Below are 25,430 nucleotides of genomic sequence, written 5' to 3'. Positions count from 1 at the left end.
TTGGGGCCCCGGGGTCAGGCGGCGTGGGCCGGCGCGCCGCGCAGGCCGGGGAAGCCGAGCTTTTCGCGCTGCGCGTGGTAGGCCTCGGCGACGGCCTGCGACAGCTTGCGCACGCGCAGGATGTAGCGCTGGCGCTCGGTGACGCTGATCGCGCGGCGCGCGTCGAGCATGTTGAAGCTGTGGCTGGCCTTCATCACCTGCTCGTAGGCGGGCAGCGGCAGGCCGAGTTCGACCAATGTCAGCGCCTCGGCCTCGCAGGCGTCGAAGCGATGGAAGAGTTCGGCGACGTCGGCGTGCTCGAAGTTGTACGTGCTCTGCTCGACCTCGTTCTGGTGGTAGACGTCGCGATAGGTCACCGGCGTGCCGTCGGGGCCGTGCGTCCAGACCAGGTCGAAGACGTCGTCGACGTTCTGCAGGTACATGCACAGGCGCTCGAGGCCGTAGGTGATCTCGCCGAGCACCGGGCGGCACTCGATGCCGCCGGCCTGCTGGAACCAGGTGAACTGGGTCACCTCCATGCCGTTCAACCAGACCTCCCAGCCCAGGCCCCAGGCACCGAGCGTCGGGGATTCCCAGTTGTCCTCGACCAGGCGCAGGTCGTGCACCAGCGGGTCGACGCCCAGGCTCTTCAGCGACTCGAAATACAACTCGACGATGTTGTCGGGCGAAGGCTTCATCACCACCTGGTACTGGTAGTAGCGCTGCAGCCGGTTGGGGTTCTCGCCGTAGCGGCCGTCGGTCGGGCGGCGGCAGGGCTGCACGTAGGCCGCGTTCCACGGCTCCGGCCCGATCGAGCGCAGGAAGGTCGCGGGATGGAAGGTGCCTGCACCGACCTCGAGGTCGAGCGGCTGGATCAGCACGCAGCCCTGCGCGGCCCAGTATTCGTTGAGCCGCTGGATCAGCTGCTGGAAGGTGGGTGCGGTCATGCGTGCTCCGGGCCGGCCAGGGGGACGCCGGCGCCATGAATTGGGGACGCGCTAGTATAGCGGGGCCCTCCGCCCGGCCCTTGCGGCTGCGCGCTTCTTTCCGGTGTCGTCGATGATCCGAAACTCGCGTCCCTTCCTCGTCGTCGAGACCGGCCAGCCAGTGCCTTCGATGCGTCGCCACGGCGGCTTCGCGCACTGGATCCGCACCGCCGCGGGACTCGCGCGCGGCGAGGTCGAGGTGGTGAACGTGCAGGCGGGCGATGCGCCGCCGGCACACGGCGAGCATGCCGGGGTGATCGTCAGCGGCTCGGGCGCCATGGTCAGCGACCGCGAAGCGTGGAGCGAGCGCACCGCCGACTGGCTGCGCGACGCCGCGCACGGCGGCGCCCCACTGTTCGGCATCTGCTATGGCCACCAGCTGCTGGCGCATGCCCTGGGCGGCGAGGTCGCCGACAATCCGCGCGGGCTCGAGATGGGCACGGTCGACCTCGAACTGCATCCCGCGGCCGGCGAAGATCCCCTGTTCACCGGCTTGCCCGCGCGCATCCAGGCGCAGGCCACGCACCTGCAGAGCGTGATCCGCCCGCCGGAGGGCGCGATCGTGCTGGCCAGCTCCACGCTCGACGACCGCCATGCTTTCCGCTGGGGCGAGTCGGCCTGGGGCGTGCAGTTCCATCCGGAGTTCAGCGCCGACCACATGCGCGGCTACGTGCGCGCGCGCGCCGCCAACCTGGAGCGCGGCGGGCAGGATGCCGCGGCGATCCACGCCGCGGTGCGCGCAGCGCCGGACGCGCGCCGCGTGCTGCGCCGCTTCGTGCGCCGGGCGCGTCGCCACGCCTGAACCATCGGGTACGATGGCCGGCGTGGCGCCGCCACGCTGACACCACATGCAATCGGGGAACGGGATGACGACACGCACGATGGGCCCGGCCGCCGGCTGGCGCTGGCTGATGGCCGCTGTGAACCTGGGTGGAAGCAACCCCAAGGCGATCTTCGGCGGCGCGGCCCTGCTGCTGGTGGTGGTGTTCGCCGCGGCGATGGTCCTGAGCATCCTGGCGGCGATGCTGATGCCCGCGGGGATGGGCGCCCAGCTGGCGGGCAGCCTGCTGGTGACCCTGCCGCTGCTGGCGCTGATGGCCGCGCTGATGGTGGGCTACCTGCGGCTGATCGACGCGGTCGAGGCCGGTCGTCCCGCGAGCGCCACCCAGGTCTTCTCCGGCTTCTCCGATCGCAGCGCCTGGGTGCAGGCGATGGTGATCCTGGTGCTGCTGGCGCTGCTGCAGTACCTGCTGATCGCGGGCGGCGTGATGCTGGCCGCGCCCGACGCCGGGCGCTGGTACCTCGAAAACATGGCCTCGGCGACGGCGGTGACGCCGGACCAGATGGCCGAGATGCCGCCCGGCTTCGGCCGCATGCTGGCGGTGGTGATGGTGGTGGGCGTGCTGACCTACGCCGCGCAGGCGATCGCGCTCGGCCAGGTGGCGCTGCGCAACCGCGGGATCGGCGGAGCGCTTGGCGACGGTGCCGCCGGCGCGGTGCGCAACGTGCTGCCGCTGGTGGTGCTGATGCTGCTGGGCCTGGTGGCGATGCTGGTGATCGGCATGGTGGTCGGCCTGCTGGCGGTGCTGTTCGGCGGCCTCGCCGGAGGCAGCACCACGGCGATGATCATCGCCGTGGTGGTCGGGATCCCGGTCTACCTGCTGCTGGTGCTGGTGATGATCGTGGTGAGCTTCGGCGTGATGTACGCCATGTGGCGCGACATCTGCGGCGACGGCGAGAGCGCCGGCCGCGACGACGGCACCCGCGTCGCCGTCTGACGCCCGCGGCCGGGCGTTTCGTCCGACCGCCGCCCCGGGCTCAGCCCCGGAGCGCGCGATCCAGCGCGGCCTGCATGGCCGCGCCCATGGCCGCCGCCGCCCAGGCGGTGGCCAGCAGAAGCGCGGCGGCCAGGAGCCACAGCCAGGCGCGTGCCCAGCGCGGCATCGTTGACGGCGCATCCGCCGCCAGGACCACGCGCGTCGCACTGAGGCGGTCGTGCAGTGCCGCATGTGCCGGCGGGATGGCGGCCAGCAGGTGGCCGACGTTGAGGCTCAGCCATGACAGCGTCCCGGCCAGGAAGCGCAGCAGCAGGCGTCCGGTCGCGGCATCGCCCCCGGCCACGGTGGCCACGCGCAGGCCCAGCGCGCGCTTGCCGGGCGTCGCGCGCAGCGACGAGCCTTCGAAGCCCACGCACCAGGCGAGGAACAGCGCCGCGAACACCGCGAGCGGCGGGACCGCGAGCGCGGCCAGCGCCGCCTGCACGTCGCGCGCCGCGGCGAGCAGCGCCGGATCGCGCAGCGCACCGCGCGTCAATGCCAGCAGCGCGCCGGCGCCGGAAGCCGCGTCCGCACCTGCACCGGTCGCCATCGCGCCGCTGACCACGCCCGCCATGCGCTGCGCCAAGGCGTCCACCAGCACGCTCCACGCCGCGGCCAGGGCGCCCGACGCCGGGCGCATCGACCCGACGCACAGCGCCAGCGTCGCCAGGCCGACGGGCAGCGCATCCAGCGACCACGCTGCGCCGCGTCGCCAGAAGCCGGCGGGACGCATCAGTCCGGGCCGGCGGTGCCGGCGGCGGGCTCGCGCCGCGACAGCATCCGCGCGGCGATGATCCCCGCCTCGTACAGCAGGCACATCGGGATCGCCAGCATCAGCTGCGAGATCACGTCCGGGGGCGTGATGATCGCCGCCAGGATGAAGATGCCGACGATCGCGTAGCCGCGCGCCTCGCGCAGCTGCGCCGGCGTCACCCAGCCCATCAGCACCAGGATCACCAGCGCCACCGGCAGCTCGAAGCTCAGGCCGAACGCGAGGAAGATCACCAGCACGAAGTCGAGGTAGGCGTTGATGTCGGTCATCATCGCCACGCCTTCGGGCGTGACCATGGTGAGGAAGCCGAACACCGAGGGCAGCACCACGAAGAAGGCGAAGGCGCAGCCGGCGTAGAACAGCAGCAGCGAGCTCGCCAGCAGCGGAAACGCCAGGCGCTTCTCGCGCCGGTAGAGTCCCGGCGCGACGAAGGCCCAGGCCTGGTAGAGCAGCCACGGCATGCTCAGCACCAGCGCGGCGAAGAACGCCAGCTTGAGCGGCGCGAAGAACGGCGACGCGACCTCGACCGCGATCAGCTGCGCGCCCGCGGGCAGCTTGTCGACCAGCGGCTGCGACAGGCGGGTGTAGAGGGTGTTGGCGAAGGGCAGCAGCGCGGCCAGCACCACGCCCAGGCCCACGAGCCCGCGCAGGATGCGCGAGCGCAGCTCGAGCAGGTGGTCGAAGATGTTGCCTTCGCCGTCAGCCCCGGCCATCGGCGTCTCCGTCGGCTGCGGGCGTGGAATCGCCGGCGGGCGTGCCCGAAGGTTCCTGCACGGCGGCGGTGCCGGATCCTGCGCCTTCGCCCGCGGTGGGCGCGTCCGGCGCCGCCCGCTCGCCGGCGAGATCGTCGCGCAGCGCCCTGAAGCCCTTGCGGGCGTCAGCGTCGGCCTTGCGCACGCCGGCGTCCAGGTCGTCGACCGCGCTGCGCGCCTGGCGCTCGAAATCGGTGGCGGAGCTGCGCACCGAATCCAGATTGCGCTTGAGCTCCTCGGCCGCCAGCTCGCGCTCCAGCTCGGAGCGCACCGAGTACCACTGCGCGCGTGCGCGCCGCACCCACAGGCCGGCGAAGCGCGCGGCCTTCGGCAGGCGCTCGGGTCCGAGGACCACGAGCGCCACCAGGGCGATCATCAGCAGTTCGCCGAAGCCGAGGTCGAACATGCCCGGACGCCGCGCCCGGGATCAGCGCTCGACGGAGTCGCTGTCGCGCTCGGCCTTGCGCTCGCCCTCGCGGGACTGGTCGCCGAGCTGGCCGGCGGGGGTGTCGTCGTCCGCCATGCCCTTCTTGAAGCCCTTCACCGCCTCGCCAAGGTCGCGACCGGCGCCGCGCAGGCGCTTGGTGCCGAAGATCAGCAGCACGACCACCAGGACGATGATCCAATGCCAGATGCTGAAACTGCCCATTGCCGCGGTACCTGGATGTGTTCGGGGGCTCAGGATAGCAAGTCACCCGCGACCGGATCGCGGGCGACGGGTGCCTCAGTCGATGGGATCGGGCAGCGGCGCCGGCAGGTTGTCGGCCGGCAGCGGCTCGGAGGTCACCTGCGTTCCGTCGACCGGCTCGAAGGCGCCGGGGCCCTGGGCCGGCGTCGTGCCGGTGCCGATCGGCGAGGTTTCCACCGTCGCGCCCTGCGCGGGAGCGGGTGCGGGCGTCGCCGCCACGCGGGTGCGGGCGCGCGCGGCCGTGCCCTCGGTGCCGCGGTTGGCGCGTGCCAGCGCGGTGGCTTCCTCCAGGCTGTCGCGGAATTCGACCACCGGCGTGGAGGGCTGCCCGTTCGCGCGACCTTCGAAGATCATCCGCGGCGTGGTGTCGCGGCCGTAGGCGGCCTCGTTGGCCGCGTCGTCGATCGACAGGACCGCGCCGTCGAGCGCGATGCCCGCGAACAGGCCGCGGGCGCGCGACCAGGACCAGATCTCGGCCTTGAGCTCGCCGTCGGTGGCGGTGGACGCGTTGCGGCCGACCGGGCCGGCGGCGACCGCGGCATCCGCGCCCAGGGTGAACTTGCCGTTGACGATCGATTCCAGCCCGCGGTCGCTGCGGAACACCAGCACCACGTCGGCCGACTGCACGCCGGCCTGCAGGCCGATGCTGCCGCCGGTGAGCTTGACGAAGCTCGGGTTCGACCACGTGCCATCGGGGTTCTTCACCGACATCATGCCGTGGCCGCGGCGGCCACCGATGACCAGGCCGGCCTTGATGGTGTCGGGCACGACGACGATCGCGCGCGCCTCGTCGAAGAGCTTTTCCGGGATCGCCGACTCCGGGATCGCCTGGATGTCGGTGAGCACGCGCACCGCGTTGACCGCGCGCGCGTCCTCGCGGGGACCGGCGGCGGCGGGCGCGGCGGCGAGCGCGAGGGACAGCGCAGTGGCCAGGACGGGCAGGCGGAGCAGGTGGCGCTTGGCGGTCATGTGGGACTCCGGACGGACGGATGCGTATGAGGATGCGGCGCGAAGCGCGCGCTGTCGACCGCGGTGCGGCGCGTTGAGGCTAGGCGCGGCGCGATGAATCGGCCATGAGCCTCACCGTTTCATCGTCGTCGCGGGCGTGGCCGCGCGCGCCTCCGTACACTTGCGGCAACGCTCGCCGACGCCAGCCCGCTGACCGATGACCGACTCCATGCCTGCTTCCCGCGACGTCCTGTTGCTCGCCAACCTCGGCACACCCTCGGCGCCGACCGCGGAGGCGGTCTCGCGCTACCTCGGCGAGTTCCTGGCCGATCCCCGCGTGGTGCAGCTGCCGCGGCTGTTCTGGCTGCCGCTGCTGCGGCTGGTGGTGCTGCCGCTGCGCTCGCGCCGGGTCGCGCACAACTATGCCGAGATCTGGATGGACGGCGGCTCGCCGCTCGAGGTGCACACGCGCCGGCTGGCCGCGGCGGTGCAGCCGCTGATGCCCGGCGTGCACGTCGAACACGTGATGCGCTATGGCGAGCCGGCGCTGACGCGGCGGCTGCGCGAGCTGCGCGCCGGCGGCGCGCGCGTCCTGGTGCTGCCGGTGTACCCGCAGTACTCGACCACCACGACCGCGTCGGTGGCGGACGTCATCGGGCGCGAGCTGCCCGCCGCGCGCATGATCGAGGACTACCACGTCGATCCGGGCTGGGTGGACGCCGTGGCCGGCTCGATCCGCCGCCACTGGGACCAGCACGGACGCGGCCAGCGGCTGCTGTTCTCCTTCCACGGCATCCCGCAGCGCCTGGTCGACAAGGGCGATCCCTACGAGCGCCAGTGCCATGCCAGCGCGCAGGCGATCGCCGCCGCGCTGGGGCTCGGCGAGGGCGAGTGGCAGCTGACCTTCCAGTCGCGCTTCGGCGGCGGCAAGTGGCTGTCGCCAGCCACCGATGCCACGGTGCGCGCGCTGCCGGCCGAAGGCATCCGGCGCATCGATGTCGTCTGCCCGGGGTTCTCGGCCGACTGCCTGGAGACCCTGGAGGAGATCTCGATGCAGAACGCGGAATTCTTCCGCGAGGCCGGCGGCGAGACGCTGTCCTACATCCCCTGCCTCAATGACGATCCCGCGCATGCGCGCGCGATCGCGGCCCTGGCGCAGCGCGAATTCGCCGCGTGGGCCTGACCCGCGGCTTCGAGCTGGCGCTCCCGGGCGGCACGGTGCGCGGGCTGCGCGCCGGCGCCGAGGGCGCGCCGCGGGTGCTGGCCCTGCACGGCTGGCTCGACAACGCCGCGAGCTTCGCGCCGCTGGCGCCGTTCCTGCCGGGTCTCGACCTGGTGGTCCCGGACCTGCCCGGCCATGGCCGCAGCGACCATCTGCCGCGCGGCATGGACTATTCCTTCGCCGGCGCGGTGCACGGCGTGCTCGATATCGCCGATGCGCTGGGCTGGGAGCACTTCGCCCTGCTCGGTCACTCGATGGGCGCCGGCATCGCCAGCCTGGTCGCCGCGGCCTGCCCGGCGCGCGTGCAGCGGCTGGTCGCGATCGAGGCCCTGGGCGCGCTGGCCGAGGTGCCCGAACGCACGGTGGAGCGCCTGCGCCAGGCGGTCGAGGCCACCCGTGCCCTGCCCGGCAAGCGCCTGCGCGTGTTCCCGGACCTCGAGCTGGCGGTCCGCGCGCGCATGCAGGCCAACGGCCTCGACGAGGCGGTTGCCCGGCTGCTGGTCGAGCGCGGTACCGAGGCGGTCGAGGGCGGCTGGCGCTGGAGCAGCGATCCGCGCCTGACCCTGCCGACCATGGTCCGCATGACCGAGGCGCAGGTCGAGGACCTGGTGGCTGGCATCACCTGCCCGGCCAGGGTGCTGTTCGCCGATCCGGCCCAGCCCTACCTGCCCGATGCGGTGCGCCGCGCGCGCGCCGCGCTGCTGCCGGCGGGCGATCTGGTGGTGATGGCCGGTGGCCACCACCTGCACATGGAGCAGCCGGCCGAGGTGGCCGCCGTGGTCGGCGCGTTCCTTCAGGGATGACGCACGCAGGGATGACGCCCGCGGGGCGAGGCGTGTAGCGGCTACTGGCGGGTGCTGTCGCGCAGCTGGATGCCGACCAGCAGCGGTCCGCCGGCGTGGCGGGTGAAGGTGTAGGTGGCCTCGCGCGGGCCATGGCTGAAGCCGAGCATCGCGCTGTCGGCCTGCTGCATCGCCAGCGTCTGCGCCCAGCCCTTGCCGGCCATCGCCGTGCGCGCGGTCTCGAACATCGTCGCCACCGCGCCGTCGGCCTCCAGGCTGACCAGGCGCGCGCCACCCACGTCCATCACGCTGGTGACGCCGTAGCTGGGCGGCAGGAACAGGTCGTCCGGGAAGTCCGCTGGCAGCGCGATGCCGTCACCGGTCGCGATGGCGACGTGGCCGCCCGCGGTCGCGATGCGCATGCGCTCGCCGTCCCGATCCACGCTCACCTTCTGTCCGCTGGCGCGCTCGATCGCGACCTCGGTTGCGGCGTCGGCGGCGCGATGGCAGCCGGACGCGGCCAGGAGCCCGCAGCCGGCCAGGATCAGGAGAGGCGTGGGATGGCGCATAGGGATCGAACCCGGTGGCAGGTGCCTGACCGGTACAACGCCCTCAACCTGTCGGACCGGACAGCTGCCGCAGCATCGCCTTGAGCCGGCGACCGTGGACCCGGAACCAGTCGCGCTCGTCGCGCCACTGCGGGAAGCGCGCCTCGACCTGCGCCCAGAACGCCGGCGAATGGTCGGCATGCAGCAGGTGGCAGAGCTCGTGGACCAGCACGTACTCGAAGGCCGACGGCCGGCCGAGCACCAGCGACAGGTCCAGTGCGAGCGTGCCGTCGGGCGCGAGCGAGCCCCACTGCGACGACATCGCCTTGACCCGGATGCGCGCCGGCGCGCGCGGCAGGGTCGGCAGGTAGCGCGGCAGCCAGGCGCCGATGTCGGCGCGCGCCTCGCCCTCGTAGAAATCGCGCAGGGCGCGCCGCAGCGCCGCGTCGCCACCGCGGCCGGTGTGGCGGAACACCAGCTGGTCGCCGTCGCGCGCCACGCACGCGAAGCGGCCGGCCTCCCAGCGCAGCGGCTGCATCACCCCGCGCAGCGGCAGGGCCGGGGTCACGCCGCGCTCGAGCGGCATCACCAGGTCGTCGATGGCGTGCGCGCGCAGCTGCGCGGCCAGCCAGTCGCGGTGCTGTTCGAGGAAGCGCGTGCCGGAGATCGCGCTCGCGCGCGGCGGCAGCGTCAGCCGCGCGCCGCGTTCGTCGACCGACAGGCGCAGCCGGCGCGCGCGCGGATCGCGCACGCGCACCACCTCGACCTCGCTGCCATCGTCCAGGGCAAGCGCGACGGTGTCGCGCGTGATGTTGCGGGTGCCCGGCGCTTCGGACTTCGTGAGCAGCAGGCGCAGCAGGGACGACATGCGGCGATTCTACAGCGCGCCGTCCACGCGCAAGTGATCAGGCATCCACGCGCGACAGCTTCAGCGACGGCTCGAGGATCTCGAACAGCCTGCGCACTTCGGCCGACATCAGCGAGAAGCGCGCGTCGAGTTCGGCGCGCATGTCGTCGCGGTCGCCGCCTTCGAGCTGGTCGACGGCGCCGTCGAGGAACTTCAGCTTGCGCACCACCAGGTCTTCGCCGAGCACGAAGGACACGTGGTCGTCGAGCTCCAGCGCGAGTTTCGTGACCTGCTTTCCGGCCTCGAGGTGGTGGGTGATCTCCTCGCTGCCGAGGTCCTGGCGCTGGCACTTCACGATCGCGCCGGTGTCGTTGCCGTCCTTGAGCTCGCACTCCTCGCCAAGCGACAGGCCTTCGGGCAGCGGCTCGCCGGCGATCCAGCCGGTCAGCACGCTGCGCGGCGCGACTTCGGCATTGGCCGGCAGCGCGGGGAAGCTGCCCAGCGCTTGGCGCAGCGCCGACACCACCGCCTCGGCGCTCTTGCGCGAGGAGGAGTCGACGATGCACAGGCCGTGCTTGAGGTCGAGCAGGGCGTCGGTGCGCGAGGGACGGACGAAGGCGCGCGGCAGGAGCTCGTGCACGAGCTCGTCCTTCATCCGCTTGCGCGCGCGGCCGCCGGGGCGGCGCCCTTCGCGCTCCTCGGCCTCCTCGAGCTTGCGCGCGAGCATGTCGTTGACCACCGCGGCCGGCAGCAGGCGGTCCTCGCCGCCCACCGCCACCCACGCGGCGTCGCCGATGCGGTGCGAGTAGGCCTCGGAGTCGCGGCCCAGCGCGGGCACGAATCCGCGCGAGGACAGCTCGAGCGGGCCGACCGGCTTGAGCGGATGGGTGGCCAGGGCCTCCTCGAGGCCTTCGAGGTCGAGCGAGACGGGAAAGCGGAACAGGGTCAGGTTGCGGAAGAACATGGGGGAGGAAGCCTTGTGGTCGGGATGGGAGGCGCGCGTGGGACGGCGCGCGGATCAGGTCATGTGCGCGATGCGCGGACGCAGCGGCGTCCCGCGCGTGCGGGCGGGTGTGCTGCCGGGCCGGGCATCAGGCGGCGTCGCCGGCGCGCGGCGCGTCGTGGGGCTCGCCGGCCAGCCAGTCGTGAGCGTCGGCGACCGCCGCCGCGTCGCGATGGCCGAGGCCGAGGAAGTCGAAGAGCTTCGGATCCGCGAGCTGCGAGGGCCGGACGTCGCCCAGCGCGCGGGCGATCTGCTCGATGCGCCCGGGTGTCTCGCGCTCCCAGTCGCGCATCATCCTCTGCACCTGCTTGCGCTGCAGGTTCTCCTGCGAGCCGCAGAGGTTGCAGGGGATGATCGGGAACGCCCTGGCCTCGGCATAGGCGGCGATGTCGTCCTCGCGCACGTAGGCGAGCGGCCGGATGACCACGTGGCGCCCGTCATCGGACAGCAGCTTCGGCGGCATCGCGCTGAGCTTGGCGTGGAAAAACAGGTTGAGGAAGAACGTGGCCACCATGTCGTCGCGGTGGTGGCCCAGCGCGATCCGGGTGTAGCCGTGCTCGGCGGCCCAGGTGTACAGCGCGCCGCGGCGCAGGCGCGAGCACAGCGAGCACATGGTCTTGCCTTCGGGGACCACGCGCGAGACGACCGAGTAGGTGTCCTGCTCGATGATGTGGAAGTCGACGCCGAGCGAGCGCAGGTAGTCGGGCAGCACGTGCTCCGGGAAGCCCGGCTGTTTCTGGTCCAGGTTCACCGCGGTCAGCGAGAACGACACCGGCGCCTTCTTCTGCAGCTGCAGCAGCACGTCGAGCATGGTGTAGCTGTCCTTGCCGCCGGACAGGCAGACCATCACCCGGTCGCCGTCCTCGATCATGCCGAAGTCGGCGACGGCCCGGCCGACCTGGTGGCGCAGCCGCTTGCCCAGGCGCTGCGCCTCGTGCGAGGCGCGGTGCGCGCGGGGCGCGGGTTCGGCGAGGGGCAGGACGATGCTCATGCGCGTATTTTAGCCGCCCGCGACAGCGTGTACCCTCGCCGCATGCCCAGCTTCGACCCAGCGGAGCAGGCGCGCCTGAGCGCGCGGCTGCAGGCGCTCCGGACCGAACACCGCGACCTCGACGCCGCGGTCGCCCGGCTGCAGCGCGATCCCGGCGCCGACGAGCTGATGGTCAAGCGCCTGAAGCGGCGCAAGCTGCAGCTCAAGGACGCCATGGAGCGCGTGGAGTCGGCGATGATTCCCGACGAACCGGCCTAAGCGCCGGCCCGCACAAGCGGTCGCCCGCCGCCCCGGCCAGCCGGCGTCACCTGCGCTGGCCGCTGGCGTGGCCCCGGCGCGTTGGCAACGGAGCCGGGCCTGCGCGCCGCGATGTCCGGCAGTCGCCATGCGGCGCATGTCCGGGAGCCGTCGCCATGGGTGTTCGCCTCAGCCTTGCCATTTGCATCCTGGGCCTGTACGGCCCCGCACCAGCCCTGGCCGCGGACCATGGGGCGATTGCCGACCCGGCCAGGGCCGTGCGGGACCGTCCGGTCGCGATCGACGTCCTGGCCAACGACCCGGGCGTCAGCGCGCGCACGGTCATGTGGATCGCGACCCGGCCCGCCCATGGCACGGCGACCGTGCAGGGCCGGGAGATCGTCTACACGCCCACGGCGGGATTCGTCGGCCGCGACACGCTGCGCTACCTGGTCAAGACCGGCCGCCGCGTGGGCCTGGCGACGGTGACGGTGGACGTGGCTCCGGCCCAGCTGACGCTGGCCGGCAGGGTCACGGAAGGAGGAGCGGATGCGCAGGTGTCCGCGGTCTCCGGGCGGCTCCGGTTCATGGCGCAGGCGAATGCAGCCGGTGACTACGTGCTGCCCATGGCGGGCTATGACGACGACATGGTCAGGTTGCAGAGCCGCCGCGGGCAGGTCGCGCTGGCCAGTATCGTCGGGTCGTTCGGGCGCCTGCGCGGGGAGTCCGGGGCCGACGCCATCCTGTCGCGCGACGAGAACGCGCAGGTGCAGGTGACGCGCCTGGCCACGTCGCTCGCCTACCTCCTGCAGCTGGCCGGAAACGGGGCGCCGATCCTCGGGGAACAGCAGCTCGACGATGCACGTGCGGCGATCGACAGTGACGTGCTGCTGCAGATGGCCGCCGCGATCGACCTCGTTGCCGGCCATGGATACCCGCTGCCTCCAGGCATCGCCGACACGCTCGAACTGATCAGCGACACCGACGCCTACCGGCAGTTCGTCGCCGACGTCGCGGCCTCCGATCCGCAAGCGCTCCAGGAGGCGGTTGCGCAAATCCTGGCTGATCCAGAGGTCCTTCCGCCGACGGGGCGCGACGCGTTCGTCGGCGACTGGACCATGATTTTGTCCAGCGCCTCCGGAACGATCCGGGTCGGCGTGGTCTACGCCGAGCGGGTGTCGCTGCACGACGATGGTGGCGGGCAGTACGCTGATACAACGGCCGCGCCGCTGACCGCCGTCGACTGGACGTTCGTGGACGGAGAAGCCCGCGCCACGCTGCTGCCGCCACGCCGCGAGGAATACGAACTGTTCCGGGACGGAACCTTCGTGCGCCTCATCCACCTGATCGATCGCGTCGACCTTGTCCGGCTGGTGGACGGGGGCAGCGGCCGGCACGTCGTCGGGGCCCGCTACCACCAGCGCGAGATCCTTGCGGATCCGCCCTATACCGAGCGGAGCTATGTCACGAACGCGACGAGGCAGGCCCATGCGCCCGGGTTCCCGGGCCTGCCATTTCCTGCTTCTGAGTTCCCGGGCGCGCATGCCCTGCCCATCCACCGGCCGGAAATCTTCGGTGCTGGCGTAGCCGAAAGCTCTCTGACCGCAGCGAACTTCGGCATACACACCTTCTCCGCGGATGGAACCGGCACGGTCGACGACGGCCAGGCGTTCAACTGGTCGCTGGGAGCTGACGGCCGCCTCTCGCTGGGCTATTCCGATGGCGAAACCGTCGACATGACGCGGCTTCACGTCGACGGCCTGAAAGGCGTCGGGATCCTTGCCGAATACCTGCTGCCCGGGGGGCGCAGCAAGGTCGCCTACAGCCTCGCCTCGGCGCGCGACGGCAGCCTTTCGTTCACTCCGGGGGTCCTGACCGGGCCATGGCGGTCGGGGTTCGACGTCAGCCAGACCGCGTACGACTTCGCGCCGTTCTACGGCTTCTACCTGGTGCTCGACGCCATTGGCACGGGCAGCTACGTCAGCATCTCCGAAACCGGCTCCACCACGACCCCGCTGCGCTGGGACATCGTCAACGGCGTGATGGTGGCAAGGCAGTTCTCCGGGACCCAGGTCTCGCGTGAGCGCCGCTGGATCCCGGTGTCGCGGTCGGGTGACCGCATCTACGTCCACGAAGAGCTGTGGGCCGACCCCGACCTGGGCGGCCCCCTTCCCATGCTGCTCCAGAGCCAGCGAGCGAACTTCTACGATTCCGAGGCGCCGCCGGCAGCCGTGCGCCAGCCCCTGGTCCCGCGCTCAGCCCCGGGTGGCGTCCGCGGGCGCTGAAACGGGCCGCGCCGCTTCCGGACTGATCTTCTCGATCGTATGCCGCAGCTCGCGGCCCAGGATGATCTTGGCGTCGCGCGCGAAGCCGGCCAGGCGCTCGTCGAAGGCCAGCTTGCTGTTCTGGTCCAGCTTCACCAGGCCCATTTCGCGCAGCTTCTGGATGAAGCCGCGAAACAGGGTCTTGTCGAAGAATTCCGGGGCGGCCGGCGCGTACAGCAGCGACAGCCGCTGCGCCGCCAGCTGGCACAGGCCCTCCAGCTCGCCGGCGCCGAGCGTGCCCGAGCCGTTCTTGGCCAGCACCGAGATCGCGATGTAGTAGCGCTCGAAGGCCTGCTGCAGCGGATGCCCGATCGCGCGCAGCCGGAAGACCTCGTCCGACTGCCCGGGGTGGCGCGCCAGGATGCCGCCGTCGTCGCCGCTGACCTGCTCGAGCAGGCCCTCGCGGATGAACAGCTCGATGGTGGCGTCGATCCGCGAGGCGAAGCCGTCCTCGTCCCAGGGCAGGAACAGCTCGCCCTGCAGGAACGGGTACATCGCGCGGCCGATCCGCAGCAGGGTGTTGCGCGCCATCCGCCGGTTGTGCAGGAAGCAGCAGGCGATCCACGCCGACGCGGTGAACAGGTGGACCACGTTGTTGCGGAAGTACGACAGCAGCACCGCGGTGTCGCCGTCGACGCGCAGCACGTCGCCCAGCGGATGCACCACGCGGTGCAGCACGCCGATCTCCTCGCCGTGGGCGATGATCTGCGCCGGCGAATGCGGGGTCATGGTGACCAGCGCGCTGTAGGGCACTTCGGCCAGCAGCTTCTTCGACAGCACGATCTGCGCAACCAGGTCGGCCTCGCCCATCGCATGCTTGGGCGTGGACAGCAGGGCCAGCGCGATCAGGTTGATCGGGTTGACGTCGGCGGCGCTGTTGACCCGCTCCTGGATCCGCTGCGCGGTGGCGTCGACGGTGGTCGACAGCCAGGCGGGCTTGTCCTCGTCCGACAGCGGCCGGCCGTCCCAGTCGCTGGCGTGCTCGGCGAGCATGTCGGCCAGCGCGATCGGCTCGCCGAAGTTCACCACCACCTGGCCGTAGTTCTGCCGCAGCACCTTGGGGATGCCCCACAGCAGCGTCCAGATCGACTCTTTCTCCTTGGGCTTGCCGGAGAGCTCATCGAGGTAGCTGTTGCCCTCCATCAGCTTCTCGTAGCCGATGTAGACCGGCTGGAACAGCACCGGGCGCGTCGGCTGGCGCAGGAAGCCGCGCACCGTCATCGCCACCATGCCGCCCTTGGGCTGCAGCAGGCGGCCGGTGCGCGAGCGCCCGCCTTCGATGAAGTATTCGATCGAATAGCCGCCGGCGACCAGCTGTGCCACGTACTCGGTGAACACCGCCGAATACAGCGCGTTGCCGCGGAAGCTGCGGCGGATGAAGAACGCGCCGCCCTTGCGCAGGATGGTGCCGATCACCGGCAGGTTGAGGTTGATGCCGGCGGCGATGTGCGGCGGCACGATGCCGCGCGTGTACAGCAGGTAGCTCAGCAGCAGGTAGTCCATGTGGCTGCGGTGGCAGGGCACGTAGACGATTTCGTTGCCGGGCGCGACCGCCTTGAGCTGGTCGAGATGGTGTACCAGCACGCCGCGGAAGATCCGGTTCCAGACCGTGGTCAGCAGGAAGCTGGCCGAGCGCACCACCGGATGCGCGTAGTCGGCGGCGATCTCGTAGGCGTAGCCGTGGGCCTTCTTCCAGGCCTCGGCCTGGGCCTTGGCGGGATCGCCGCCCTCGCGCCGGGCCTGGTCGGCGATGGCCTCGCGCACCGGCCCCGACGACAGCACCTTGTCCACCAGCAGGCGGCGCGTCGACAGGTCGGGGCCGATGACCGCGGCGCGGATGCGGTTGAAGTGGGTGCGCAGCAGGCGCGAGAGCTTGCGCACCTCGCGCTCGGGCTCCAGGCCTTCGGCGACGATGGCACGCACCGCCACCGGCGGCGCGAAGCGCACCAGGGTGTCGCGGCCGTTGAGCATGATGGCCAGCAGGCGCCGGAACCGCCCGACCAGGGCCCAGTTCTCCGAGAACAGCACCGAGAACCAGCCGCTGTTCTTGTCCGGCGCGCGGCCGACGAAGATCGACACCGGCACCAGCTGCACGTCCAGCAGCGGATCGCTGCGGTGGGCCTGGAGCAGCTTGGCCAGCGAATCGGAGTGGTTCTTCTTCTTCTCCGGCCGGCGTTGGGTGGCGATCTGGGTGGCGAGCGCCAGCGCGCTGCCGGCGTTGCGGCGCGACAGCGCGACATAGGCGCGTCGGCGGCCGAGCGGGTCATTGGCCAGCGGCACCAGGGGCGACGGCAGGCCGGCCTCGCGGCAGGCGCGGTCGAGGATCAGCGCGTTGGACAGGCCGTAGTCCTCGAGCACGTAGCAGACCGGGCGCTCGTCGATGTCCTGGCCGGGCGCCTGCGGCTCGATGCTCAGGCCGATCCACGGCGAGAGCAGGCGGCCCACCAGGCGCGCCCACCACGGGGCGGCGTGGCGCGTCGCGCTGCGCCGCGGGCGCGGACGGCCAGCGCCGGGCACCGTGGACTGCAGGTCAGCTGCGGACGCGTTGCCGTCGGCGTGGTCAGTGCCGGGCGCACCCGCGGCGCTGGATTCGAACAGGGAGGGCTGGTTGGGCATCCCCGGCATTATGCCCAACGGGGGGCCCGCGCCCGCGGCGCCGCGCCTGCTCACGGCGCGGCCGCGGGTCCCTGGGGCGGCGGCGCGGCGGGATCGGGGGCGTCCGCCGGCGTGGGCCGCCCGGCGTCGTCGCCGGCGGCTTCGCGGGCATGGCGCAGGTAGTCCGACAGGTACCAGCGTCCGTCGATCCGCTCCATGTCCAACACGGTGTCGACCGGGCTGCCGGCCAGCTCGTAGCGCAGGCGGACGCTGGCGCGGTCTCCCTGCTGGACCTGCAGGGAGGCCTGGGCGCTGTCGAAGGCGGCGTCGAGGTCCAGGCCATAGCCGGCCAGCACCGACCGCGCTTCGAGCGAGAAGGCGCCGATCCGGCGCAGCGAGGCCTCCATGCCGGCGTCCGCGATGCCTTCGGCGGTCGCCGGGCCGGCAGCGCGCGCGGCGGCGGCCAGGCGCGGGATCGCGGCGTGCGCCAAGGCACGGTCGGCGAGCGGCGCCTGCGCCGCCCATTGCGCCATCGCGGTCACCAGCTGCGCGTAGTGGTCGCGCTCCCCCTCGCTGAAATCGCCCTGGTGCTCGACGTACTGGACACCGAACATGCCGAGCGTCGCTGCGGCGGCGCGGATCTCGCGCGGCGCGCTCGCGAACTGGCGGTCGAAACCGGCCACCAGCGCCGTCGCGGCATCGGGCGCGGCCAGCGCCGACATCACCTCGGGCAGCCGGTCGGCGAACGGCAGCTCGTCCAGCGGCCAGCGCGTGAGACCCGCGCGCCAGGCGCGGTCGACGCGGCCGTGGAGGGCCGGTGGCACGGCATCGCGGGCGAAGGCGGCGAAATCCCCGCTGCGCATGTGCCGGGTCAGCGCCTGCACCGCCAGGGCGGGCCGGCTGAGGTCGGTGTCCGCCTGCGCGTCATCGACCGGGGTCACCGGGCGGCAGGCCGCGAGCAGCCCGGCCAGCGCCATGGCGGCCAGCAGCGACCGCAGGGTTGGTGGCATCGGCATCGCATCCCCTCCCCGGGAGGCAGGGGGCATCTTGGCCACGGGCGCCTGCCCGCGGCAAGCCGACCCGGTCACAGGTCGCGGAGGACCCAGCCGTGGGCGGTGGTGGCCGGCGCATCGGCCGCGGCCGCGGCCACGCGCTCCGGTGACTCGCCGGCGGCCCAGGCCGCGGCGATCGCGGCGAGCCGCTCGCGGGTCGCCCGGGTGTAGGCGCCCTCGAGCTCGTTCTGGGCGTCGGCAGCCAGCTTCTGCGGATAGAGCAGGCGGGCATCCTCGCTGCGGTTGAGCATGGTGATCATCCGCGCCAGGGCCGCCTGGAAGCCTTCGGCGGAGAGCGCCGTGCGCTGCGTGCGCTGCAGGTGCCAGACCACCAGGTATTCCACCGGTCCCAGCATGCGTCGCGGCGTCGCGCCGAAGAAGTGTCCCGACAGCGCGCTCGCGGCCAGCGGCGCCCCGTGGTCGGGCAGGCCGGTCGCGCCCCACGAGCTCAGCGCGCCGCCGGGCAGGTCCATCCGCCGCAGGGCCGTGCCGAAGGTGTCGGCAAGCAGCCGCTGGGCGCGCTCGTCGTCGCTCTCGGCCACCACGCCGACGATGCGCAGGAACAGCGGGTACTGCTCTTCGCCCAGCCGGCGCACCAGGCGCTTGAGTACCGCCAGGCGGTACTCGGGATCGGCGTGCGCGGACAGCGCCGAGACCAGCCGGTCGGCGGCGGTGCGCAGGGCGTCCGGGGTCGGGAGGGGTTCGCTCATGGCCGCGGCATTATCGCGGCTCGACGACGCGGATGGGCGTCAGGCGAAGGCGTCGAGGACCGCGTCGACCGCGCCCTCGGCGGCCTGGGCCAGCGGCAGCGCACCCAGCCGGCCTTCCAGGCCGAGGTCGCCGGCCAGCATGCGGGCACCGGCGGTATCCCAGGCCGGGGCGGCGAGAACCCGCTCTCCCGCATCGGCCAGCGCCCGGGGCGCGGCCTCCGCCTCGGCCGTCGGCGTGGTGCCCTGGACCTCGTGCGCATCGCCGCCCTGCTGGCGACGCAGGTCGTCGAGCGGCCCGTCGATCCGGTGGAGGCCGGAGGCGAGGCTGAGGTGGGAATCGGGGCCGATGGTGCTCATGCGCTGCGGATGTCAGGGGGATTGCGGGCGATGGAGCGACTGTATCGCCGTGGCCGGGCGCTGCCACCTCGGGCCGACCCTAGTCCGCGCGCTCCGTTCAGCCGCCGGTGGCCATGACCGCCGCGCATGCCCATGCTAGCGTCCCAGCGCCTAGACGCGGAGGGATGCGATGGCGAAGGACCAGGGCGCCGACAAGACCGAGCAGCCGACAGCCAAGAAGCTCCGCGACGCGCGCAAGGACGCCAACGTCAGCAAGAGCAAGGAGCTGACCAGCACCGTGCTGGTGCTCGGCTGGCTGGTCGGCGGCTGGATGCTGCTCGACTTCATGTGGGGACGGCTCAGGCACCTTTTCGACGCCAGCTTCGACAGCATCCACCTGCCCTTCGCCGAGGCCGCACCGGTCCTCGGCCGGCTGGCCTTCGACACCCTGGTCGCGCTGACCGTGCCGCTGCTGCTGCTGGCGCTGTTCCTCGGCGTGGTGGTGGAGTTCCTGCAGGTCGGCCCGGTGGCGAGCATGAAGAAGCTCGTGCCCGACGCCTCCAAGCTCAATCCGGTCGAGGGCGTCAAGAAGATGTTCTCGATGGACAACCTGGTCGAGCTGGTCAAGGCGTTCTTCAAGAGCGTCGCGCTGATCTTCATCGGCGGCGTGGTGCTGTACGGCATGCGCCACAGCCTGATGGCACTGCCGCACGCACCGCCCGAGGCGATGGGCACGGCGATCTGGCACGGGCTGCTCAGGATCGGCATCTGGACCATCGGCGTGTTCTTCTTCGTCTCGGTGCTGGACGCCTGGTACCAGAAATTCTCCTTCCTGAAGCAGATGCGCATGAGCCGCCGCGACATCAAGCAGGAGGTCAAGGAAAACGAGGGCGACCCCTACGTGAAGCAGCGGCGCAAGCAGCTGCACCAGGAGTGGTCGCAGCAGAACATGCTCAATGCCGTCAGGGGATCGAACGTCGTGGTGACCAATCCAACGCACATCGCCGTCGCGCTGCAGTTCGAGGACGGCGTCACCGACCTGCCGGTGGTCGTGGCCAAGGGCGAGGGCGCCGAAGCCGAGGAGATCAAGCGCGTGGCCGAGGAGGCCGGCGTGCCGGTGCTGCAGAACATCCCGCTGGCGCGCGGGCTGCACGAGAAGGTCGAGGTCGACGACTACATCGGCAACGAGTTCTTCGACGCGGTGGCCGAGGTGCTGTTCTGGGCCGAGGGCATCCGCCGCGGCGAGTGATCAGCCCAGCGCCTGGCGCAGCAGGCCGAGCAGGTGGCGGTTGCTGCCCAGGCGCTCGAGCAGGATCTCGACGTAGACGCCCAGCAGGATGAGGATCATCGCCGTGGCCAGCCAGGCCTTGATCGGCAGGGTCAGCGCGAACACGTTGAGCTGCGGCGCGTAGCGGTTCACCAGGCCGAACGACAGGTCGATGATCAGCAGCACCACCATCACCGGCGCCGCCAGCACCAGCACCGTGGTCATCATGTAGTTGAACTGCCCGACGAACAGGTTCATGCCCACCGCGGGCAGGTCGGGGAAGTAGGACGTCACCGGCCACAGCGCATAGCTGGACATCAGGATGTCCATGAACACCAGGAAGGCGCCGCTGGCCATGAACAGCCAGGTCGCCAGCTGCGACAGGAACTCGCCGTGCAGGGTGACCTGGTGGCCCTGGATGGGATCGAAGATCTGCGCCATGGACATGCCGACCTGGGTGTCGATGACGCCGCCCACCGCCGACACCGCCCAGAACACGATGCCGAAGGTGAAGCCGATGGCGACGCCGATGAAGACCTCCTTGAGGATGATCATCGGCCATTCGATCGTGCCCAGGTTGTCCATCGGCGTGCCCGCGATCGCGGCGGGCAGGACCATGATCCCCAGGCTCACCATGAAGCTGTTGCGCACCATCGGCGGCACCGTCTCCTTGGTCATCAGCGGCAGCATCAGGAAGGCGCCGATGACCCGCGGCAGCACCAGCGCCAGCGCCAGCAGGGGATTGCCGAGGAGTTCGAACACCGGTCAGTTCCGGACCACCAGGCCCGGGAAGTCGCGGAAGATGCGCTCGGTATAGCTGTACAGCGAGCCGCCGATCAGGGCCGCGGTGAGGAACAGCATCAGCACGATGGCGACGAACTTGCAGGCGTAGGCGAAGGTCTGCTCCTGCAGCTGGGTGGCGGCCTGCAGGAAGGCGATGACCAGGCCCACCAGCGCTGCGGCGCCGATCGGCGGCCCGGACAGCAGCATGACCAGGTACAGCGCTTCCTTGGTGAGCTCGAGGACCTCGTTCACGTCAGCCGCCCGCGTAGGTCAGCACGAGGCCGTGGACCAGCTTCGCCCAGCCGTCGACCAGCACGAACAGCAGCAGCTTGAACGGCAGCGAGATGGTCGTCGGCGAGAGCATCATCATGCCCAGCGCCAGCAGGATGTTGGCCACCACCAGGTCGATGATCAGGAACGGCAGGAAGATCAGGAAGCCGATCTGGAACGCGGTGGTCAGCTCGCTGACCGTGAACGCGGGGATGACGACGATGAAGTCGTCGACGTCGAGGTCGTCGCGCCGGTCGACCGGCAGCAGGCGCTGCGCGCTCTTGAGGAAGAAGGCGCGCTCCTGGTCGTTGGAATGGCGGATCAGGAAGCTGCGCAGCGGCTCCTTGCTGGCCTCGAAGATGCCGAGCATGCGTGCGGCGTCCATCGGCGCCCCGGCCGTGGGCGTCGGCGGACGCGGCGCCCCGGTGGCGGTGATCACGATCGGACCGTCGTCGGTTCCGTCAGCGGTGGCAGCGTCGGAGGCGCCGGCAGGTGGATCGACGCCGTTGTCGACGTTGGCGAACTGCCGTGCGCGGACGAAGCCGGTCGCTGTCGCGGGAGCTGCGCCGTCGACAGTGCTCGCGCCCGCGTCGATCGCGTCTTGCCCTGGTGCCGCGCCTGCGCCGCGCGCCGCGGCCTCGGCCTCCGCGCGCAGCGCATCCGCGGCGGCCGGGCTGGCCGGCGGCGGCTCCGCGTCCGTGGGGCCGGCGGCGGGCGCCGGCGCGCCCTCACCGCCCTGTGGTGCCTGCGCACGGCGCGCGGCCATGCGCTCGGCGCGCGCGACGGCGCGCTGCTCGATCTGCGCCTGGATCTCCGCCGGCGGCGGCTGTCCGGCCATGTAGGCGCTCACCGCGGCGTGGGTGTCGAGGATCACCGGCGACATCACATAGGCCGACAGCACGATCGCAAGGCCGTTGATCACCACGTTCGGCGGCACCTGCTGCAGGCCGAGCGCGTTGCGCAGCAGGCTCAGCACCACCACGATCTTGGTGAACGAGGTCACCATCACCGCCACGAACGGCGCCAGCGCGATGGCGACGACGGTGACGAGGACGACCGCCGGCGAGAAGGTGGTGAAGTCCATGCCTCAGCTCCAGGACAGCAGGCGCACGCCCAGCGTCTCGCCCACAGCCACCAGCTCGCCGCGGCCGGCGATGCGGCCGTTTGCGCGGATGGTGACGCTCGCCCCTTCGAGCGGCGTGGCAAGCGGGAAGACATAGCCCGGCTGCAGGTCGGCGAGTTCGCCGATGCTCATCTCGGTGCGGCCGAGCTCGAATTCCACCTGGACCGGCAGGCTGCGGGCCGGATCGGATGCTGGCGCGGCACTTGCCTCGGACGGCGTGCCGTCGTGGTCCTGCTGGGTCATCGGGGAATCCTCGTGGTAGGTGGGTGCGGGTGTGGACGGGCCGCCGACGGTCCAGCCACCGGGGGCGGGCGCGAGCGGCCAGTCGCGGCCGCCGGCGCGCGCCACGCAGGCAGGTGGCTGCGATCGGTGGCCGGCGACGATCACGTCGCCCTGGCGCAGCGCGCGCCAGTCGCGCATCGCCAGGGTGACCGGGAACAGCACGTGCACCGTGGACTGCAGCGCACGCCAGCGGCCGGCGCCCGGGGCCGGGTCGTCCTCGTGGGCTGGTTCGGCACGCGCCGCGATCCCGGGCAGCCAGGCCAGCGGCAGGCGCAGGCGCGCGATCACGTGCGGTGGCGGCTGGTCGGCCTCGTCGTCGTCGACCGGCGGCGGATCGTCGACACGGACTTCGAGCCAGAACGTCGCGGCATCCTGCGCGGGGTCCTCGCCGGCATCGCCCTCCAGCGACGGCAGCAGGGACACGCCCAGCCATTCGCTCAGGCGACGCAGCGTGGTCTCGTGGGCCAGGCTCCAGGCGAGCACGCGCGAGCGTCCGGCATGGTCGCTCCAGCGCAGGCGCGCGGCGTCGTGGCCGGCGGTCGCGGGTCCGTCCACCTGCAGCCGCAGCCGCGCGCCTTCGGCATCGATCGCGAACGCCGCCGGGGGCGCCGTGCCGCTCCGTGCGCGGACCGCGGCGCCATCGCCCAGCAGCCACCAGCGTGGCGCGGAGAAGAAGCCGCGCAGGGCCTCGCAGCCCGCCGCGTCGATCCCGCGCAGCAGGCCACGCAGCGCGCGCACCGGCGGCGCATCGGCAGGCGGCGTGGCCGCGGGCCGCGGGCGCCGTGGCCGGGCCGCGCGCGCGCCGCGCTCAGCCATGGCCAAGCGCCACCTTCATCAGCTCCGGAAGGGAGCGCACGCCCAGCTTGCTCATCATGTTGGCCCTGTGCAGTTCGACGGTCTTGATGCTGATGCCGAGGATGTCGGCGATGATCTTGTTCGGCTTGCTCGCGACCACCAGATCGAGTACCTGGCGCTCGCGCGGACTCAGCTTCGCCAGCAGCTCGTTGGCCATGCCGCCGCCGGCGCCGCGGTTGCGCGAATGCGCCAGCGCGGTGCGTAACGCGTCGACCAGCGCCTGCTCGGAGAAGGGCTTCTCGAGGAAGTTCGACGCGCCCTTGCGCATCGCCTCCACCGCCAGCGGCACGTCGCCGTGCGCGGTGACGAACACGATCGGCAGCTGGATGCCGCGCCGGCCCAGCTCGTCCTGCAGCTGCAGGCCACTCATCTCCGGCATGCGGATGTCCGACACCAGGCATTCGCTGGCATCGCCATGGCGGTGGCCGGCATAGGCCGCAAGGAAGGCCGCCCCGGACGCGAAGCTCTCGACCTCGAAGCCGCTGGTTTCGAGCAGCCACGCGGTCGAGTCGCGGAATCCATCGTTGTCGTCGACCAGGTAGACGCGGATCTCCGGCATGCCCTATCCCCTCCCGTCCGCCGTGGGCAGGGTGAAGCCGAACACGCTTCCGCCCCCCTCGCGCGGCTCGAAGAACAGCCGACCCTCGTGGTATTCGATGATCGAGCGGCAGATCGCCAGGCCGATGCCGAGGCCGTCGCTCTTGGTGGTGAAGAAGGGCGAGAACAGCTGCCGCCCCTGCTCTTCGCTCAGGCCCTCGCCGCGGTCGCAGACACGCACCTCGACTTCGCCGTCCAGGTTCACCCGGCCTTCGATGCGCAGCCCGCGCTGCGCCGCCGGCACCTCGCGCATGGCCTCGATCGCGTTCTTCACCAGGTTGAGCAGCACCTGCTCCACCATCACCCGGTCGGCATGGACCCGCGGCAGGTCGGCGGCCAGCGCGAGTTCGATCCGCAGCTGCAGGCGCTCGGCCTCCAGCCGCAGCAGCTCGACCACGGTGCCGGTGATCTGCGCCATGTCGTGGGCGTCGCGCCGCGGCTCGCGGGCGCGCACGAACTCGCGCACCCGCGAGATCACCGCGGCGGCGTGCTCGGCCTGGGTGCGCGCGGCCAGCAGCGCGCGCTCCACCTGCACCGGCCCGCCCGCCTGGTCGACCAGGCGCAGGCTGCCGTTGAGGTAGTTGACGATCGCCGCCAGCGGCTGGTTCAGCTCGTGTGCCAGGGTCGCCGCCATCTCGCCCACCGACATCAGGCGCGAGGTGAAGAGCAGCTTCTCCTGGCGGCTCTTGTGCGAGTCGAGCGCTTCGATGCGTGCGCTGATGTCGACCGCGGTCAGCATGTCGAGCCCCGCGCCGGCCACTTCGGCGCTGCCCCAGTGCAGGGCGTACCAGCGGTTGCTGTGCGGCGCATTGACCTCCAGCGGCGCAGCGGAGCCGTCACCGGCCTCGGCGTCGACCGCGCTCAGCGAGGCCAGCAGGCGGGCGCGGTCGTCGTGTCCCTCCAGGCCGCCGAACGCGTCGCGGTAGCTGCCGTTTGCCGCCACCAGCGTCCCGTCCGTGCGTGCGAACGCGGCGCAGGGGAAGGGGATCGCCTCGAGCATCGCCGCCACCAGGCCGTCATCGGCAGCGGTCGGCACGCGGCGCGCCGTGCCCCTGGCAGGGGTCACGCAGCGGGCTCCGGCGGGCGACGTCCGCGCAGACGGCTGCGGTAGGCTGCGCGCGCGCCCTCCGCGCGATCCCCGAGGCCGGAACGTCCCCACATGTCGAAGCGAATCCTGACTGCCATCACCGCCATCCTGTCCCTCGCAAGTGGCACTGCCATGTCGGCCGAAGCCGTCTCCGAAGCCCCCGCGACGTCATCGGTCGCCGGGGAGCTGCTGGCGATCCTGCTGCCCCTGGCGTTCATCATCGCCGGGCTGCTGGTCGTCCTGCGCCTGGTGCGGCGGCGCTACAAGCTGACCGGCGCCGATGCGCCGCTGTCGATCCTGCAGATCCTGCCGCTGGGGCCGCGTGAACGCCTCGTGTTGGTGAAGTCGCGCTCGGGGCGCGTATTCACCATTGGCGTCGGTGCCCAGAGCGTCAATTTCATCACCGACCTCGACGCCGCCGACCTCGTCTCCTCGGGTAAACCCGAGGTCGCGGTCGAATAAGCGCGAACGCCGTCACGTTTATCTGTTACCGCAAAATTTCCCTGCCGTTACAGGCGCTTGCCTCCACTGATCGATCACGAGCCAGCGCACGAAGGATAAAAATTTCCCGCGATTG

At 71.8% G+C, this 25,430-nt stretch carries 28 protein-coding genes; 8 read left to right on the top strand and 20 right to left on the bottom strand.

Annotated elements, in window-relative coordinates; translation table 11 throughout:
* Positions 1–14: 14 nt before the first annotated feature.
* The gene (glyQ, locus tag JGR68_RS13690; protein ID WP_199362566.1) at positions 15–926 is read right to left on the bottom strand and encodes a glycine--tRNA ligase subunit alpha; all 912 of its coding nucleotides are present in this window, start codon (positions 924–926) and stop codon (positions 15–17) included.
* A gap of 112 nt (positions 927–1,038) precedes the next feature.
* Here glyQ and JGR68_RS13685 point away from each other — a divergent pair, with 112 nt between their 5' ends.
* A complete protein-coding gene (locus JGR68_RS13685) occupies positions 1,039–1,767 on the top strand; it encodes a glutamine amidotransferase (protein ID WP_199362565.1) in 729 nt (242 codons plus the stop codon).
* Between the two features lie 64 nt (positions 1,768–1,831).
* On the top strand, positions 1,832–2,743 hold the full coding sequence (locus tag JGR68_RS13680; RefSeq protein WP_199362564.1) for a hypothetical protein: 912 nt from the start codon (positions 1,832–1,834) through the stop codon (positions 2,741–2,743).
* 40 nt (positions 2,744–2,783) lie between these two features.
* Here JGR68_RS13680 and JGR68_RS13675 read toward each other — a convergent pair whose 3' ends face one another.
* The 5 genes from JGR68_RS13675 to JGR68_RS13655 all read right to left on the bottom strand — a co-directional run bounded on the left by JGR68_RS13675 (position 2,784) and on the right by JGR68_RS13655 (position 5,945).
* Positions 2,784–3,515: an RDD family protein gene (locus JGR68_RS13675; RefSeq protein WP_199362563.1), complete on the bottom strand. Its 732-nt coding sequence runs from the start codon at positions 3,513–3,515 to the stop codon at positions 2,784–2,786.
* Positions 3,515–4,267: a twin-arginine translocase subunit TatC gene (gene tatC / locus JGR68_RS13670; protein WP_199362562.1), complete on the bottom strand. Its 753-nt coding sequence runs from the start codon at positions 4,265–4,267 to the stop codon at positions 3,515–3,517. The genes JGR68_RS13675 and tatC overlap by 1 nt, the downstream gene beginning before the upstream one ends.
* On the bottom strand, positions 4,254–4,712 hold the full coding sequence (tatB, locus tag JGR68_RS13665; protein ID WP_199362561.1) for a Sec-independent protein translocase protein TatB: 459 nt from the start codon (positions 4,710–4,712) through the stop codon (positions 4,254–4,256). The genes tatC and tatB overlap by 14 nt, the downstream gene beginning before the upstream one ends.
* 21 nt (positions 4,713–4,733) lie before the next feature.
* The gene (gene tatA, locus JGR68_RS13660; protein WP_199362560.1) at positions 4,734–4,955 is read right to left on the bottom strand and encodes a Sec-independent protein translocase subunit TatA; all 222 of its coding nucleotides are present in this window, start codon (positions 4,953–4,955) and stop codon (positions 4,734–4,736) included.
* A gap of 75 nt (positions 4,956–5,030) precedes the next feature.
* On the bottom strand, positions 5,031–5,945 hold the full coding sequence (locus JGR68_RS13655) for a lipid-binding SYLF domain-containing protein (RefSeq protein WP_199362673.1): 915 nt from the start codon (positions 5,943–5,945) through the stop codon (positions 5,031–5,033).
* 226 nt (positions 5,946–6,171) lie between these two features.
* Between JGR68_RS13655 and hemH the strand changes: the two genes are divergently transcribed.
* A complete protein-coding gene (gene hemH, locus JGR68_RS13650; RefSeq protein WP_199362559.1) occupies positions 6,172–7,125 on the top strand; it encodes a ferrochelatase in 954 nt (317 codons plus the stop codon).
* Complete coding sequence (locus JGR68_RS13645; RefSeq protein WP_199362672.1) at positions 7,122–7,967, top strand: alpha/beta hydrolase; 846 nt, start codon at positions 7,122–7,124, stop codon at positions 7,965–7,967. Before hemH ends, JGR68_RS13645 begins: the two co-directional genes overlap by 4 nt.
* Before the next feature lie 41 nt (positions 7,968–8,008).
* Here JGR68_RS13645 and JGR68_RS13640 read toward each other — a convergent pair whose 3' ends face one another.
* The 4 genes from JGR68_RS13640 to ttcA form a co-directional block, all read right to left on the bottom strand.
* Positions 8,009–8,515 (bottom strand): hypothetical protein, encoded by a 507-nt coding sequence (locus tag JGR68_RS13640; RefSeq protein WP_199362558.1) that lies wholly within the window; start codon positions 8,513–8,515, stop codon positions 8,009–8,011.
* Between the two features lie 43 nt (positions 8,516–8,558).
* Positions 8,559–9,362: a SprT family zinc-dependent metalloprotease gene (locus JGR68_RS13635; RefSeq protein WP_199362557.1), complete on the bottom strand. Its 804-nt coding sequence runs from the start codon at positions 9,360–9,362 to the stop codon at positions 8,559–8,561.
* A 37-nt stretch (positions 9,363–9,399) separates the two neighbouring features.
* The gene (locus tag JGR68_RS13630) at positions 9,400–10,305 is read right to left on the bottom strand and encodes a recombination-associated protein RdgC (RefSeq protein WP_199362556.1); all 906 of its coding nucleotides are present in this window, start codon (positions 10,303–10,305) and stop codon (positions 9,400–9,402) included.
* Between the two features lie 127 nt (positions 10,306–10,432).
* Positions 10,433–11,335: a tRNA 2-thiocytidine(32) synthetase TtcA gene (gene ttcA, locus JGR68_RS13625; RefSeq protein ID WP_199362555.1), complete on the bottom strand. Its 903-nt coding sequence runs from the start codon at positions 11,333–11,335 to the stop codon at positions 10,433–10,435.
* Positions 11,336–11,377: 42 nt separating this feature from the next.
* On the opposite strand from ttcA, the gene JGR68_RS13620 reads away from it, so the two are divergent.
* Together JGR68_RS13620 and JGR68_RS13615 are read left to right on the top strand one after the other, a co-directional pair.
* Positions 11,378–11,593 (top strand): YdcH family protein, encoded by a 216-nt coding sequence (locus tag JGR68_RS13620; RefSeq protein WP_199362554.1) that lies wholly within the window; start codon positions 11,378–11,380, stop codon positions 11,591–11,593.
* Positions 11,594–11,748: 155 nt separating this feature from the next.
* Entirely contained in the window at positions 11,749–13,857 is a 2,109-nt protein-coding gene (locus JGR68_RS13615; RefSeq protein ID WP_199362553.1) for an Ig-like domain-containing protein, read from the top strand.
* On the opposite strand, the gene plsB is transcribed toward JGR68_RS13615, so the two are convergent.
* The 4 genes from plsB to JGR68_RS13595 all read right to left on the bottom strand — a co-directional run bounded on the left by plsB (position 13,828) and on the right by JGR68_RS13595 (position 18,610).
* Positions 13,828–16,494, bottom strand: a complete 2,667-nt coding sequence (plsB, locus tag JGR68_RS13610; protein WP_234446662.1) for a glycerol-3-phosphate 1-O-acyltransferase PlsB — start codon at positions 16,492–16,494, stop codon at positions 13,828–13,830. The genes JGR68_RS13615 and plsB overlap by 30 nt on opposite strands.
* Before the next feature lie 68 nt (positions 16,495–16,562).
* Positions 16,563–17,501: a hypothetical protein gene (locus JGR68_RS13605; RefSeq protein WP_199362551.1), complete on the bottom strand. Its 939-nt coding sequence runs from the start codon at positions 17,499–17,501 to the stop codon at positions 16,563–16,565.
* Between the two features lie 74 nt (positions 17,502–17,575).
* On the bottom strand, positions 17,576–18,253 hold the full coding sequence (locus tag JGR68_RS13600) for a hypothetical protein (RefSeq protein WP_199362550.1): 678 nt from the start codon (positions 18,251–18,253) through the stop codon (positions 17,576–17,578).
* Positions 18,254–18,292: 39 nt separating this feature from the next.
* On the bottom strand, positions 18,293–18,610 hold the full coding sequence (locus JGR68_RS13595) for a hypothetical protein (RefSeq protein WP_199362549.1): 318 nt from the start codon (positions 18,608–18,610) through the stop codon (positions 18,293–18,295).
* Positions 18,611–18,779: 169 nt separating this feature from the next.
* Between JGR68_RS13595 and sctU the strand changes: the two genes are divergently transcribed.
* A complete protein-coding gene (gene sctU / locus JGR68_RS13590) occupies positions 18,780–19,838 on the top strand; it encodes a type III secretion system export apparatus subunit SctU (RefSeq protein ID WP_199362548.1) in 1,059 nt (352 codons plus the stop codon).
* Here sctU and sctT read toward each other — a convergent pair whose 3' ends face one another.
* Genes sctT through JGR68_RS13555 form a run of 6 tightly spaced genes read right to left on the bottom strand, consistent with a single transcriptional unit; the run spans position 19,839 to position 24,832 of the window.
* Positions 19,839–20,618 carry a type III secretion system export apparatus subunit SctT gene (sctT, locus tag JGR68_RS13585; protein ID WP_199362547.1) on the bottom strand — a complete coding sequence of 260 codons (780 nt, stop codon included), beginning with the start codon at positions 20,616–20,618 and terminating at the stop codon, positions 19,839–19,841.
* A gap of 3 nt (positions 20,619–20,621) precedes the next feature.
* On the bottom strand, positions 20,622–20,891 hold the full coding sequence (gene sctS, locus JGR68_RS13580) for a type III secretion system export apparatus subunit SctS (RefSeq protein WP_199362546.1): 270 nt from the start codon (positions 20,889–20,891) through the stop codon (positions 20,622–20,624).
* A 1-nt stretch (position 20,892) separates the two neighbouring features.
* On the bottom strand, positions 20,893–21,993 hold the full coding sequence (locus JGR68_RS14135; protein ID WP_305067857.1) for an EscR/YscR/HrcR family type III secretion system export apparatus protein: 1,101 nt from the start codon (positions 21,991–21,993) through the stop codon (positions 20,893–20,895).
* Positions 21,994–21,996: 3 nt separating this feature from the next.
* Positions 21,997–23,130, bottom strand: a complete 1,134-nt coding sequence (gene sctQ / locus JGR68_RS13565) for a type III secretion system cytoplasmic ring protein SctQ (RefSeq protein ID WP_199362545.1) — start codon at positions 23,128–23,130, stop codon at positions 21,997–21,999.
* Positions 23,123–23,728, bottom strand: coding sequence for a response regulator (locus JGR68_RS13560; RefSeq protein WP_199362544.1), 606 nt, complete (start codon positions 23,726–23,728; stop codon positions 23,123–23,125). The genes sctQ and JGR68_RS13560 overlap by 8 nt, the downstream gene beginning before the upstream one ends.
* 3 nt (positions 23,729–23,731) lie before the next feature.
* The gene (locus JGR68_RS13555; RefSeq protein WP_199362543.1) at positions 23,732–24,832 is read right to left on the bottom strand and encodes an ATP-binding protein; all 1,101 of its coding nucleotides are present in this window, start codon (positions 24,830–24,832) and stop codon (positions 23,732–23,734) included.
* A 93-nt stretch (positions 24,833–24,925) separates the two neighbouring features.
* On the opposite strand from JGR68_RS13555, the gene JGR68_RS13550 reads away from it, so the two are divergent.
* On the top strand, positions 24,926–25,315 hold the full coding sequence (locus JGR68_RS13550; protein WP_199362542.1) for a flagellar biosynthetic protein FliO: 390 nt from the start codon (positions 24,926–24,928) through the stop codon (positions 25,313–25,315).
* Positions 25,316–25,430: the final 115 nt, after the last annotated feature.

It is taken from the genome of Luteimonas sp. MC1750 (genome assembly GCF_016615955.1).
In the GTDB taxonomy this organism is placed as follows: domain Bacteria; phylum Pseudomonadota; class Gammaproteobacteria; order Xanthomonadales; family Xanthomonadaceae; genus Luteimonas.
Note: the sequence above shows the minus strand (reverse complement) of the source record. Positions and strands in the feature narration are given on the sequence as shown.